Origin of the sequence: Streptomyces sp. NPDC046859, from assembly GCF_040645135.1 — a bacterium.
Taxonomy (GTDB): Bacteria; Actinomycetota; Actinomycetes; order Streptomycetales; family Streptomycetaceae; genus Streptomyces.
On the sequence record NZ_JBEYXR010000016.1, the window covers coordinates 110,824 to 123,970 of the forward strand.

At 75.9% G+C, this 13,147-nt stretch carries 10 protein-coding genes; 1 reads left to right on the forward strand and 9 read right to left on the reverse strand.

All coding sequences use genetic code 11. The annotated features are described in order from the left end of the window. Positions 1 to 14: 14 nt before the first annotated feature. Positions 15 to 2,150, reverse strand: coding sequence for an FUSC family protein (locus tag ABZ899_RS23630; RefSeq protein ID WP_361349505.1), 2,136 nt, complete (start codon positions 2,148 to 2,150; stop codon positions 15 to 17). Between the two features lie 221 nt (positions 2,151 to 2,371). Here ABZ899_RS23630 and ABZ899_RS23635 point away from each other — a divergent pair, with 221 nt between their 5' ends. After that, positions 2,372 to 3,502, forward strand: a complete 1,131-nt coding sequence (locus ABZ899_RS23635) for an AI-2E family transporter (protein ID WP_361349508.1) — start codon at positions 2,372 to 2,374, stop codon at positions 3,500 to 3,502. Here the strand turns inward: ABZ899_RS23635 and ABZ899_RS23640 are convergent. From ABZ899_RS23640 to ABZ899_RS23675, 8 genes are all read right to left on the reverse strand, one after another. After that, positions 3,499 to 4,185 carry an adenosylcobinamide amidohydrolase gene (locus tag ABZ899_RS23640; RefSeq protein WP_361349510.1) on the reverse strand — a complete coding sequence of 229 codons (687 nt, stop codon included), beginning with the start codon at positions 4,183 to 4,185 and terminating at the stop codon, positions 3,499 to 3,501. The two genes, ABZ899_RS23635 and ABZ899_RS23640, sit on opposite strands and share 4 nt — an antisense overlap. 101 nt (positions 4,186 to 4,286) lie before the next feature. Next, positions 4,287 to 5,579 carry an ABC transporter substrate-binding protein gene (locus tag ABZ899_RS23645; protein WP_361349513.1) on the reverse strand — a complete coding sequence of 431 codons (1,293 nt, stop codon included), beginning with the start codon at positions 5,577 to 5,579 and terminating at the stop codon, positions 4,287 to 4,289. Further along, on the reverse strand, positions 5,576 to 6,685 hold the full coding sequence (locus tag ABZ899_RS23650; RefSeq protein WP_361349738.1) for a branched-chain amino acid ABC transporter permease: 1,110 nt from the start codon (positions 6,683 to 6,685) through the stop codon (positions 5,576 to 5,578). Before ABZ899_RS23650 ends, ABZ899_RS23645 begins: the two co-directional genes overlap by 4 nt. Before the next feature lie 22 nt (positions 6,686 to 6,707). After that, positions 6,708 to 7,607: a branched-chain amino acid ABC transporter permease gene (locus ABZ899_RS23655; RefSeq protein ID WP_361349515.1), complete on the reverse strand. Its 900-nt coding sequence runs from the start codon at positions 7,605 to 7,607 to the stop codon at positions 6,708 to 6,710. Beyond that, positions 7,604 to 8,404, reverse strand: coding sequence for an ABC transporter ATP-binding protein (locus ABZ899_RS23660; protein ID WP_361349518.1), 801 nt, complete (start codon positions 8,402 to 8,404; stop codon positions 7,604 to 7,606). Before ABZ899_RS23660 ends, ABZ899_RS23655 begins: the two co-directional genes overlap by 4 nt. Then, positions 8,401 to 9,210: an ABC transporter ATP-binding protein gene (locus ABZ899_RS23665; RefSeq protein ID WP_361349521.1), complete on the reverse strand. Its 810-nt coding sequence runs from the start codon at positions 9,208 to 9,210 to the stop codon at positions 8,401 to 8,403. The genes ABZ899_RS23660 and ABZ899_RS23665 overlap by 4 nt, the downstream gene beginning before the upstream one ends. A gap of 716 nt (positions 9,211 to 9,926) precedes the next feature. After that, complete coding sequence (locus tag ABZ899_RS23670) at positions 9,927 to 11,237, reverse strand: helix-turn-helix domain-containing protein (RefSeq protein WP_361349523.1); 1,311 nt, start codon at positions 11,235 to 11,237, stop codon at positions 9,927 to 9,929. 216 nt (positions 11,238 to 11,453) lie between these two features. Beyond that, positions 11,454 to 12,977, reverse strand: a complete 1,524-nt coding sequence (locus ABZ899_RS23675) for a LuxR C-terminal-related transcriptional regulator (RefSeq protein WP_361349526.1) — start codon at positions 12,975 to 12,977, stop codon at positions 11,454 to 11,456. Positions 12,978 to 13,147: the final 170 nt, after the last annotated feature.

The window sequence follows — 13,147 nt, forward strand, 5'->3', positions numbered from 1 at the left end:
CACCGCACGGCCCGCTACCCCTCGGGCCGGGCGCGCGGGGGCCGCCGGAGCGCGCCGGGCAGCCGGGACTCGATCCGGCCGAGCTGGGCGGCGAGGCCCCGCAGCCAGAGGTCGAGGTCGACCAGCGCCGGTGCGGGCCGCCCCGGCGGGCGCTCGGCCGGGGGCTCCGTCCGCCGGGGCGGCGGCGTGTCACCGGCGCACAGCGCGGCCAGCCGGTCGGTGGTCTCGGCGAGGGCCCGGGCGCCTGCCCGTTGCCGGTCGGCCGCGGACGGCGGCAGGGCGGCGACGGGAAGATCGAAGCGGGGCAGCCACTGGGCGCCCAGGAAGACGTGGTGCGCCGTCAGGAGGACGGCCTGCCAGTCGGCCCCGCCGTGCCCGCCGCCCCCGGGTTCGCTGCGGAACTGCGCGTACGCGGCCTCCGCCAGCCGCAGCCGGTGCAGGGCGGGCAGCGTCGGCGGGGGCGGCACCGATCCGGGCGGCACGGCGGCGAGCATGCCGACGGTGTCCTCGATCAGGGGCCCGCACTCGCGCAGGAGCCCCGCCATGGTGCGGCGCACCTCCGCGCGGGCACCGGTCGGCCAGGCGAGCAGCCCGCACAGCAGTCCGATCGCGCTGCCGGTGACGACGTCCACGATGCGGACCTCGGCCAGCTGCCAGGACGCCGGGCTGATCTGGGCGAACGCGGAGGACACCACCAGGGTGAACAGCCCCTGGGCCCAGGCGATGCCCAGCAACGGCCCCACGGAGAACGCGAGCAGCATGGCGGGGGCGAGCATCGCGGCGTAGGCGTCGGTGTGCCGGCCCAGCCCGATGAGCAGCGCGCCGGCGGCGACGGCGCCCAGCAGGTTGCCGAGGACGGCCAGACGGATGGCCGCCCAGGTCTCGCCGACGGTGGTCCGGCTCAGGGTGAGCACCGTCAGCAGCACCCAGAAGCCGTGGGCCAGGTCGAGCGACCCGGCCACGAGCCGAGCCGCGGCGAGCGCCATCGCCATGCGCAGCGCGTTGTGGAACTGCACCGAGCGCGGCGTCAGGTTCCCGGTGATCCGCCGCAGCCACAGGCGCGGGGCGGTGCTGGACGCGTACCAGAACAGCACCGGCGGGTCGATGGGCGCCCTGCGCCGTCCGTCGAGGCCGACCCGCACGGAGATCTCCAGGGTGCGCACGGACTCGGCGATCGACAGCAGCAGCGCCTGCCGGCGCAGCACGTCCGCGGGCGGCACCTCGTCGGCGGGCCCGGCGGCCTGCCGGACGCGGATCCGCTGGAAGTCCTCGATGGCCTCGTCCATCCGGTGCGGGCCGGGAGCGGCGCGGCCGGTGCGCAGCGCGGTGACGGTCTCGTCGAGCAGGCCCGTCACCCGCGGCAGGAGCGAGCGCAGGGCCCGGTCCGCGTGGTTGGCGCCCTGCCCCTCGGTGGTGGCGAGGCCGCGCAGCTCACCGGTGTCGGTCAGATGGGCCAGTTGCTCCAGCAGCCGGCGGGTGGCGGTCCCCGCCTGGGCCAGCCCGCGCATGGCGCGTCCGGGCCCGGCGGGCCGCTGCGCGGGCGCCACCGCGGACAGCCGCAGCCGCGCGCCCGCCTCGCGCAGCGCCTGCGGGGAGAGGGCGGTCTCCCCCGTGACGGCGTCGCGCGCCGTCCGCAGTGCCGCCGCCAGCGCGGCACGGTAGGTCGGCTCGGGCGGGTCCGGCAGGACGAACAGTTCGCACAGCACCAGCGCCAGCACGCCGAGGGAGAGTCCCGCCAGCCGCAGCCCCAGCGCGTCCGGGTCGTAGGGCGGGAAGCACGCGAGGATGTAGAAGAGCTGGAGCGCGGGGGCGGCCCCGGCCGGGCGGGGGCCCGCGACGGCCGCGAAGGCCAGCAGGAACCCCACGACGAGCATGCCGAGCACGGCCGCCCAGGTGTGCACGGCCAGCGCGGTACCGAGCGCCACCAGCGCGAGGCCCACGGGAAGGGCCTTGAGCATCACCTCGGCCCGCTGCCGCCCCGACCCCGGGATGGTGGACAGCAGGCCCAGCGAGATCGGCGCGAAGAGCGCGTACAGCGCGAGCACGGGCTCGTCGAAGCCGTACAGGCAGGTGTAGAAGCCCATGGACGCCGCGAGCGCCACGCGCGCCGCCCGGCGCAGGATCGCGGTCCGCCTCGCCGTGCCCGTCACGGCAGGTGCCCGCCGTGCGTCGGCGTCCGCACAACCGGCGAACCCTCAGCGCCCATCAGCATGTTCCTCCCGGCCGACGCCACGGCGACGCGGCACGGCATGACCCGACCGGGCGGCCGGACATGCCGTACATCTCCTGATTGTCAGGGTGTACCGGCCTTCGGGCGAATTGCGGGGACCGGCCGCGATCCCCCGGACGCGGGGTGGTACGGGGCATGGAGATGGCCACTCCCCCCGATCCGTCCTCCCCGCCGCCGGGTCGCCCGAGCGGCGCCGACACGGGCGTGCCGGGGTGGCTGCGGACGTCGGCCGCCTACGCGTGGCGGATCATCGCGGTCGCGGTCGTCGTGCGGGCCGCCTTCTCGGTGCTCGGGCAGTTCCACCGGATCGCCGTCGCCGTCTTCCTCGCGCTGGTGCTCACCGCCGTGCTGCGCCCGGTCACCGGGCTCCTCGCCCGCCGGCTGCCCCGTCCGCTCGCGGTCGCGACGGCCCTCGTCGGCGCCCTGGCGCTGGTCGTCGGGGCGCTGGTGCTGGTCGGCGAGACGGTCGCCCACCAGCGCAAGGGCCTGCAGAGCGAGTTCGAGAAGGGGATCGACCGGATCGAGGGCCAGTTGGAGGGGCCACCGTTCCGGCTCCCCGCGGACACCTTCAGCGATGTGCAGAAGCGGATCGGCACGCTGCTGTCCGAGCATCGGTCCACGGTCGTCAGTGAGGCGGTCAGCGGTGCGAGCCGGCTCGTGGAAGTCCTCACCGTGCTCGCGCTGGCGCTGTTCTGCGCCGTGTTCTTCACGCATTCGGGCGACCGGCAGTGGCAGTGGATCTGCGACCAGCTCCCCGCCTCCGCGCGACGGCCGGTCGGGGTGGCGGGCCGGGCCGCCTGGCGGACCTTCACCGGGTACACCCACGGCATCCTGCTGGTCGCGGGCACCAACGCCGTCCTCGTGGGCGTCGCCCTGCTCGCGCTGCGCGTCCCGCTGGCCGTGCCCCTGGCGCTGCTGGAGTTCGCGGCCGCCTTCATCCCGCTGATCGGCTCGCCCGTCGCCCTGGCCGTCGCGGCCGTCGTGGCCCTGGCGGCGAAGGGGCCGACGACGGCGCTGATCGTGGTGGCGCTGATCGTCGTCATCGGGCAGATCGAGGGGCATGTGCTGCATCCCCTCGTGCTGAGCTGGGCGGTCAGCCTGCATCCCGTCGTCGTGGTCCTCGCCGTCGTGGGCGGGGCCATCGCGGCCGGTCTCATCGGCGCGGTGGTGGCCGTGCCCTTCGTGGCCGTCCTGTGGTCGGTGCGGCAGGCGCTGCGGGGCATGGAGACCGGCCCCGAGGCCACGGGGAGCGCCGGCCCGCCGGGGAACTAGGGGATGGCGGCGGTGACGGCCCGGTGGACGGCGCGGGCCACGCGGGACCCCCACAGCGACCGGGGCCCGCCGAAGGCGTGCGCCTCCTCGCCGGCACGCGGGCGGCGCACGGCGACGCACACGGCGTCCGTGGGGGTGCCGGAGCAGTCGAGCCCGGCGTCGACCAGTGCCTGCACCTTGGCCTCGGTCGCGGTCATGACCGTGTTCACCAGGGCCGCGTCGGTCAGGGCCACCGGCACGGCGACCACGATGTTCACGGTCCCGGGGCGAACGGCCGTCGCGGCGACCGCCGTCCAGTCCGCCGTCCAGTCCGCCGTCCAACCCCGCACGCCGAGGCCGGCCGTGGCGACGGCCGTGACCCCGCCGTCGCGCCCGCTGCCGTACGCCCGGACGTCCGCGGCCGTCATCAGCCCGACGCCCGGTCCGTGCGCGCCCGCGTCCCGGGCGAGTTCGGCGAGGTGCCGGTCCGGGTCGGTGCGCCGGTAGCCGTGGGCGACCTGGGCGTTGAGGACCCAGGCGCGTTCGCCGATGCCCCCGCCCAGGACGGCGTTGCTAATCATCCGCCAGCCCTCGCCCGCCCGCCACAGCAGGGTCCCCAGCGACTCGCCGTCCTCCGTGCGGGTCAGCCGCTCCACCGCGGGCGCCGAGGGAGCGGGACGGGACGGGGGTACGACGGCGGTCACCGAGAAGATCTCCTTGCGCGGCGGGGACCGGCTGATCGTACGGGACGGGCGGGAGCCGGACGGCTGCCACCCGTCCCGTACGGGGACGGCCCGGCGCGTCGTCAGCCCCGGGAGGCCAGGTACTCCTTGACCCCGGGCGCGGTGTGCGCCTCCTCCTCGTTCACCACCGCGCCGACCGCCTTGGCGTCGGGCTTGAGGACATAGGTCTCGGTGCTGGCCGGCCGGGCCCTGTCGGAGAAGTTCTGGGCGGTGCCGAGACCGACGTCGACCGCGGACTGCGCGCGGTGCGCCGCGACCACGTCCTCCCGGGCCAGACTGCCCTTCTCACAGGCCTTCTTCAGGTCGTCGCCCATGATCCGGGCGGCGTTGTAGCCGGACAGCACCCCGGCGTCCAGCAGGGAGCCCCGGTACTTCTTCTGGTACGCGGCGACCATCTCGCGCACCCCCGCCAGGTCGGAGCTGACCGCAGGAGCGGCGCTGACGACGTGCAGCAGGACGGCGAGGGCCGGTGCGGCGGGGGTCTTCATCAGCTGCGGGGCGTAGCCGGGGGCGCTGGAGACGACGGGCACCTTCAGGCCGCGTGACGCCGCGACACCGACCAGCGAGGCCGTCTGGGCGGGTCCGGCGCTGATGAGGATCGCCTTGACGCCTTCCTTCCGCAGCGCCGAGACCTGGGCGGACAGGTCGGTGTCGGTCGCCTTGATCTTCTGCCCGGCGACCTTCAGACCCGCCTTCTTCGCGGCCCACTCGGAGCCTTCGAGCGCGTTGGCGCCGTAGTCGCCCTCGAAGTAGACGTGGCCGATCGTGTCGCCCTTCGCCACCTTCTTCGTACGGGTCAGATAGTCGACGGCGGCGATCATGTCGACGTCGTAGGTGGTGCCCAGGACCTGGACGGACTCCTTGCCGAGCAGGGAGGCGGCCCAGGCCTGCGGGAAGGTCAGCACCTTGTCCCGTTCGATGTCGTCGAGCAGCGCGGCCATCACGGGCGAGCCGATGACCTGGGGCATGGCGACGACGTCGGAGGAGAGGTCGGCGTAGGCGGTGACCGCCTTCTGGACGTCGTAGCCGTGGTCCTTGACGACGATCTCGACGCGCCGGTCGCAGATGCCGCCGTCGGCGTTGACCTCGTCGGCCCACATCTGCTGGGCCTGCACGATGCTCTTGCCGAGGGTCGCGTACGGCCCGGTGAGGTCCGTCAGCGCGCCCAGCCTGATCGTCTTGTCGGTGACGCCGGGGCCGGTCTTGATCCCGCCGGCGCCGTCGCCGGTGTCCTTCGACGAGCCGGCCTTGGAGCTGCACCCGGTGCCGGCGAGCAGCAGGGCGGCGAGGGCCGCCGCCAGCAGGGTCCTGGTGCGGGGGGCGGGACGGTGCGCGGGGTGGTGCGTGGGCTTCACGGGGTCGGCTCCTTGGCTCGTACGTCGGACGCGGGGGACGGGGAGGGTTCGGTGGCATCGGCGGGCGGGGGCGCGGCACGGGTGCGGCGCAGACGGGCGCGCAGGCGGCGGGTGAGGCCGTGCAGTCCGTCGGGGGCGAAGAGCAGGATCAGGACGATCGCGGCGCCGTAGAGGTAGCGGGCGGCCTCGGTGGGCCCGACCGTGCCGTCGGTGGTGCCGGGGGCCGCGACGAGCGGGAGCTGGTCGGCGTAACGGGTCATCAGCAGCGGCAGCGCCGTGACGAAGACCGCGCCCGCGGTGGCGCCCGCGACCGAGCCGAGCCCGCCGATGACGATCATGGCGAGGTAGTCGACGGACAGGACGAGACCGAAGTAGTCGGGCACCACCCGGCGGAACGCCAGGGCGATCAGCACCCCGGCGAGGCCCGCGTACATCGACGACACCACGAAGGCGGCCGAGCGGTAACGGGCGACGTCGACGCCCATCACGGCGGCGGCGGTCTCGCTGTCGCGCAGCGCCACCAGGGCGCGTCCGGGACGGCCGCGCAGCAGCCCCCGGGCGGTGAACCAGGTGACCGCGAACAGGGCGAGTCCCAGGTACCACAGGCGCTCCTCGGCGCCGAACGGCACGCCCAGCAGCGTGAGTTCGGAGTCGGCGGAGAAGGAGAACCCGCCCAGTTCCAGCGGCGGCACCGAACGGCCGTTGAAGCCGCCGGTGACGGAGTCCGCCGTGAGCAGGACGTGGTGGCCGAGGAAGACCAGCGCCAGCGTGGCGACGCCCAGGTAGACGCCGCGCACCCGGCCGGCGACGGGGCTGAACAGCCCGCCCGCCGCCCCGGCCAGCAGCACCGCCAGCACGGCGGCCACGGAGGTCGGGAGCCCCGGACCGGGCTCGCCCGCCAGCCACACATAGCCGTAGGCGCCGACGGCGAGGAAGAAGGCGTGGCCGAGGGACAGTTGGCCGGCGGTGCCGGACAGCAGTCCGAGGCCCACCGCGCCGACGGCCGCGGCCATCGAGAACAGGCCGATGCGCAGCCAGAACGCGTCCAGGTAGAAGGGCAGGGCGCACAGGACGGCGACGGCGGCGAGGGTGCCGCCGAGGCGCAGCGCGCGGGCGCGGGAGGGTCGCTCAGACACGGACCGCCGCCTTTCCGCCGAACAGCCCGGTGGGCCGTACCAGCAGCACGAGCACCATCACCGCGTAGGGGGCGACGTCGCCGAACCCCTCGCCGAGGACGTGCAGTTCGGACTGGTAGCCGGCGACGAGCGCCTCGGTGAGCCCGATCAGCAGGCTGCCCGCGAGGGCGCCCGGCGGGGACGCCATACCGCCGAGGATCGCCGCGGGGAACGCCTTCAGGGCGATCTGCCCGGTCGTCCGTTCCAGCCCGGGGGCGGGGAACGCGGCGAGGAAGACGGCGGCGAGGGCCGCGAGCGCGCCGGCCAGGCACCAGGCGAGCATGCGCACCCGCACCAGCCGCACACCCATGAGGGAGGCGGCCTCGACGTCCTCGGCGGCGGCCCGCAGCGACAGGCCCCAGGAGGTGTACCGGAACAGGGCGAAGACCCCGGCGATGACGAGGGCCGAGACCACGATCGCGGCGATCCGGCTGTCCGCCACGGTGACCGGACCCAGCGCGCTGACGGAGTCGCCCCACGGGTCGCCGAGCGAGAGGAGGTCACCGCCGATGCGCCGGGACAGGTCGGTGAGGATGACGATGTCGACACCGATGGTGACGATGGTCTGCACATGGGCGGCGTGCGGGTCCGCTCCCCCGCCGGCCTGGAGCAGGAAGCGGTCCATGGCGCCGGCCACGGCCGCGGTGACCAGGACGGACACGGCCAGGGCGGCGGCGAAGCCGAGGTCGTCGTGGAGCACGGCGGTCAGATACCCGCCGAGCAGCAGCAGCGAGCCGTGCGCGAAGTTCATGACGCCGGACGCCTTGAAGATGATGACGAAACCGAGGGCGACGAGGGCGTACACCGCCCCCAGGGCGAGGCCGTTGAAGAGGGTGTCCAGGAAGGTGGTCATGCCGCGTCCTCCTCGTCGGTTCCGGTGCCGAGGTAGGCGCGCAGCACCTCGGGGTCGCCCCGGACCTCGTCGGGGGTGCCGTGGGCGATGACCCGGCCGAAGTCGAGGACGGTGACCTCGTCGGCGAGCCGCATCACCAGGCCCATGTCGTGTTCCACCAGCACCACGGACAGGCCGAGTTCGGCGCGCACGGTGTGCACGACCTCGACGGCGCGGGCGCGTTCGGCCGCGTTCATCCCGGCGACCGGCTCGTCCAGCAGCAGGACGCTCGGTTCCAGGCACAGGGCGCGCGCGAACTCCACGCGCTTGCGGTCGCCGTACGACAGCAGGGCGACGGGGCTGTCGAAGTGCTCGGCGAGACCGGTGAGTTCGGCGATCTCGCGGGCCCGTGCGAGGTGCTCGCGCTGCTCGCGCCGGGCATGGGGCAGGCGCAGCGCGCTGGCCGCGAAGCCGGCCCGGGACAGGGCGTGCCGGCCGAGCATCAGATTGTCGGCGACGGTGCCCTGCGTGGTGACGATGTTCTGGAAGGTACGGGCCACACCGAGGGCGGCGATGCGGTGCGGGGCGAGCCGGGTCAGGTCCGCCTCCCCGAGGCGTACGGTGCCCGAGGCCGGGCGGCACAGCCCCGAAAGGACGTTGAAGCAGGTGGACTTGCCGGCTCCGTTGGGGCCGATGAGGGCGTGCACGGTGCCCGGGGCGACGGTGAAGGACACCGTGTCCAGGGCGGTGAGACCGGCGAAGCGCACGGTCACGTCCGTCACGGCCAGTTCGGGCGGTGCGGTGGTGCTGACGGTCACGCGGCTCCCTGCCCCTCGGTGGTCTTCGTCGCGTCGCCGGCCTCCGGCGTCTCGCCCAGGTAGAGCCGGCGTACGGCGTCGGTGCGGGCGAGTTCGTCGGCGGGCCCGGACAGCCGGACCTCGCCGACCTCCAGGACGTGGGCGGTGTCGGCGAGGGACAGCGCCATGCCCGCGTTCTGCTCGACCAGCAGGACGGCGGTGCCCTGGGCGTGGATCTCGCGGACGACCTCGGCGATCCGGTACACCATCTGCGGGGCGAGGCCCAGGGAGGGCTCGTCCAGCAGGAGCAGCCGTGGCGCGGCCATCAGGGCGCGGCCGATGGCGAGCATCTGCTGTTCCCCGCCGGAGAGCAGCCCCGCGGCCTGCCGGGTGCGTTCGGCCAGCCGCGGGAAGAGTGCGAAGACCCGGTCGCGGGCCTCGTCGACCTGCGCCGGTCCGCGCCGTCGCAGGCCGAGGCCGCCGGTGCGCAGGTTCTCGTCGACGGTGAGCCCGGCGAAGACGCGGCGGCCCTCGGGCACCTGGACGACCCCGGCGCGCACGGCGGCCACCGGGTCGCGTCCGTCGAGTTCCGTGGCTCCGTAGCGGATCCGGCCGGCCGTGACGGCGCCGCGGTGCAGGCGCAGGGTCCCGGACACCGCGCGCAGCAGGGTCGTCTTGCCCGCCCCGTTGGCGCCGAGCAGGGCGACGACCGAGCCGTGCGGGACGGTCAGGGACACGGAACGCAGGGCGGACACGGCCCGGCCGTAGGTCACGTCCAGGGCTTCGACGCGCAGCGCGGGCTCGTCGTCCGGTGGTGCTTCGGGCATCACGTCTCCTCGGATCCGTGCCGCGGGGCACGGGTGCGTCGGGGGGAAGGGCAGCCCACGACAGCACGCCCCCGACCGGCCGGTACAGGCCCCCGCCCCAGGTCGCTGCGCGGTCCCAACGGGGCCGTCCCGGGGTTGTGCGGGTGCCCACCAGGGCCCTGCCGACCGGGTGTCCGGGCTCGCCGCTCCCCCTGCGAGCTCGCCGGGATCTCCGCCCCGCGGTCCCGGTACTCCTGCTCCGTGAACTGCCGGACGCGCGTGGTTCGTCCAGGTGGCCGGGCGGGCGGCGACGTGGCCGGCGGAGTCCGGCGGGGGCGGGGTGCCGGCGGCGAGGCGGTGGCCCGGCAGGTCGGCGAGGGCCGTGCCCTGGTCCCTGGGCACCTGCCGGAGCTCGGTTCCGCCGCCCGCCCCGACGACGTTCAGCGTGCCCCTGAGGACCCCGGTGCCGCGGCCGTGGGACCCCGTGGCCGGCATCTCCACGGTCTCGCCCTCGCTCACACCTCGGGCACCGGCCGTACCGCGTGCCGCACACCGAGGGACGCGGCACGGGACGCCACGGCGTCGGTCCGCGGCCGCATGCCGCCGCGCGGCGGGGCCGCGGCACGGGCGGGAGGGGCCCGCGCCGGTGTGCACCGTCAGCCGTGGCGCTTCGAGGAGTGCACCACCCGGGGCCCGGCCGCGCGTCTCCGTACGGCGGCCGGGGCGGGCGCGGCCGGTCAGCCGCGCAGCAGGCGCCGGGCCGTCAGGGCGAGGCTGATGTCGACCACGTCGACCGGGCGGGCCAGGGAGCGGCCGGTGAGCTGTTCGCAGCGGCGCAGGCGGTTCAGGACGGTGTTGCGGTGGCAGTACAGGCGCTCCCCGGCCCGCTGGGCGGAGCCGTCGCAGTCGAACCAGGCGGTCAGGGTGTCCAGCAGGACGTCCCGGTCGGCCGGGTCCAGGCGCAGCAGCGGGCCGAGCACCCGTTCGGTGAGGGTGGCGCCCAGCTCCGGGCAGGAGACCACGAGGGCCTCGGGCAGGTGCTCGGCGAGCCGGACCGTGCCGCCCTCGGGCGGGCAGATGCCGAGCGCCAGATCGGCGAGGCGGCGGGCGTCGCCCACCGCGGCCAGGCCGGACACCGTGCCGCCGACGCCGATGCGCCGCCCGGGCACGCCGTCGGCGGTCAGCCCCAGCGCCTCGACGGGGTCGCGGCCGTCTCCTTCGTCCCCCTCGTCCCCTTCGTCCCCTTCGTCGCCGACCAGGACGATGCCGTGGTCCACTTCCCCTCCTGAGTGCCAGTACACGCTCGCACCGGGTGGTACGGCGGTGGCGCGGACGCCCGCCGGCAACTGGGGCCGGCCGCCCGCGACCGCGACGACGACGTAGCGGCCCTGTTCCGGCAGGCGCAGGCCCTCGGCGGTCTCCGGCAGGTCGGCGATGCGGCTCGTGCCGTCGAGGAGGGCGGCCGCGAGGAGCCGCACCCGGTTCTCGCGCCGCCAGGCCAGCTGCCGTTCGGCGTGCCGGTACGCCTCGGCGACGATGCCGCAGTGCTCGTCGACGAAGTCCCACACGTCGGTGGCGACGTGCACCAGGAGCCGGACGTCCTCGGGCGCCGAGCGGGAGGTCTCCTCGACCAGCCGCTGCCAGACGAGAGAGCCGCCCAGCCGGAACGCGTGCAGCAGGGCGTCCAGGGGCAGTCCCTGCTCGGCCCGCGTGACGCCGATCCGCCAGGTGCAGCGGTGCGCGGCGTCGCGGGTGCCGCGCGGGTCGAGCAGGGAGGTGACGCTGTGCCGCAGGGAGCGGTGGGCCTCCTCCCAGACGGCGCCGTGGTCGTGCGCCAGCGCGGTGCGGTACGCGGGTTCCTGCTCGCCGAGGACGGCCAGGAGCCGGTCGGTGAGCGCCGGGACGTCGTCGAGCAGGACGCGGGCCGCCCGGTGCAGGACACGCAGCGCGTCGGCGTCGATCAGCGACCGCAGGCGCGGGGTCCGCCGGCGCGGGACGGGCACCGGCCCGGTGCGGATCATGGCGCGTGTGCGTAGTGCAGGATGCATCGCGGTCCTCCCCCAGCCTCGGCTTCCCGGCAGGGCTCCGGCACCGGGCCGGCTCAGCGGCGTCCGGTGGGGTGCGCTGCCCATGCGGCGGTCGCCACCCGAATCGTCCTGCACCGAAGGATGACATACCGTCCGGTCGGTCCCTAGGGGTGTGCAGGCGCATTCTTCGGCCGGCGCCCGTCGCGGCCGCCCGTACGGGGGCCGTCCCGGCGTGGATCACTGGTCCTCCTGGCCGACCATGAGCGCCAGTTCGATGCGGGAGCGGACACCGAGCGCGGCGAAGACGTTGCGCAGGTGGTAGTCGACGGTGCGGGTGCTGACGGCGAGGCGCTGGGCCACCTCGCGGTTGGTGGCGCCCTCGGCCACGTACCGGGCGATGCGCTGCTGCTGCGGGGTGAGGTGGGCCAGGCCCGCGGCCCGCTCGGTCCTGGACGCGGCACCGTTGGCGCGCAGTTCCCCGCGGGTCTGGTCGGCCCAGGCGGCGGCGCCGCAGCGCTCGAACCCGACCAGGGCGGCCCCGAGGCGGGCGCGGGCCTCGCGCAGGCGCCGGCGCCGGCGCAGCCAGCGGCCGTACAGCAGCTCGGTGCGGGCGCGCTCGAAGTCGCCGCCCGCCTCGTCGTGCAGGGCGAGCGCCCGCAGGTAGAGGGCGTCCGCCCGGTCGCCGGGGGCGAGTAGGGCCCGGCAGCGGGCGAGCTGCGCCGGGGCGTGCGGGTCGGCGCCGAAGGCCGCCCACAGCGCGAGGTCGCCGACGACCGTCCGCGCCTCCTCGGGGTGTCCGGCGAGCACCGCGGCCTCCACGAAGCACGGCACGGCGAGCATCCATACGGCGAAGTGCCCGCGGCGGGGGCCGGGTCCGACGAGCGGGCCGAGCCGGTCCGCGGCGTCCAGGGGGCGGCCCCGGGCCAGGTCGGCGCGGGCCATGGCCCATTCGGCGAGGGTCGCCGCCTGCGCCAGGCCGTGCCGGCGGGCGACGGCGAGGGCGGTCGCCGCGTACCCCTCGACCGCGTTCGTGTCCCCCTCGATCGAGGCGGCCAGGGCCAGCATGGCGTGGTGGCTGGCCGCGGTGTTGCGGTGCCCGGCGGCCGCCGCGGCCCGTACGCCCTCCTCGGCGTGGGCGCGGGCCTGCGCGTGGCGGCCGGCCCGCAGTTCGCCGTAGGCGAGGTACTCCAGGGCGCGCGCCTCCGACGCGGCGCAGTCCGCGTTGCGGGCCGCGGCCAGGGCGCGGGCCCCGGCGGCCCGGGCCTCCCGGAGGTCCCCGAGCAGCAGGGCCGCGGACGCCGCCCGCAGCAGGCGTGCGGGCCGGTCGTCGGTGCGGGCGCGGTCGAGCACCCGCCGCAGCGGGCCGGCGGCGTGCTCCGGGTGCCGGGCCAGCAGCGCGCGCATACCGTCGCGGTGGTCCCGGAGGAAGGCGTCCTGGGGCCATCGCGGGCCGGAGGGGGCGTCCGCCGGGTCCTCGCCGTCGAGCGCGCTCAGGCAGGCCGCGATGTCGCCCGCCGCCCAGGCGGCCTCGGCCGCGGACATCCGGGCGGCCTCGGCCTGTGCGGGGGCGTCCGCGGCCAGCAGGGACGCGGCCAGCAGCAGGCTCTCCCGGGCGTCGTCCACCGGTCCGTCGAACAACTGCCGTGCGCCCCGGGCGAGTTCGAGGCGCCCTCGGTCGACCACGACCGACCCGGCGCCGTCCTCGCGGGAACGGCCCCGCTCCGGGGGAGCCGTTCGCGCGCTGCTCCTGTCTGTGGTCATTCCCGTGACGTTACGGGCGCGTAACGCGACGCGGAAGGTCCGCGTCCGTAGGGTGACTGGGCCGCAAACGTGCCTTCACCTGCGGGTTGGCCAAGGAGGCGGGGTGGCGGGACTGTGCCGGCGCCCAGCCGTCCGCTCCGGGGACCGTGCCCGGGCACAACGGGGCGGTG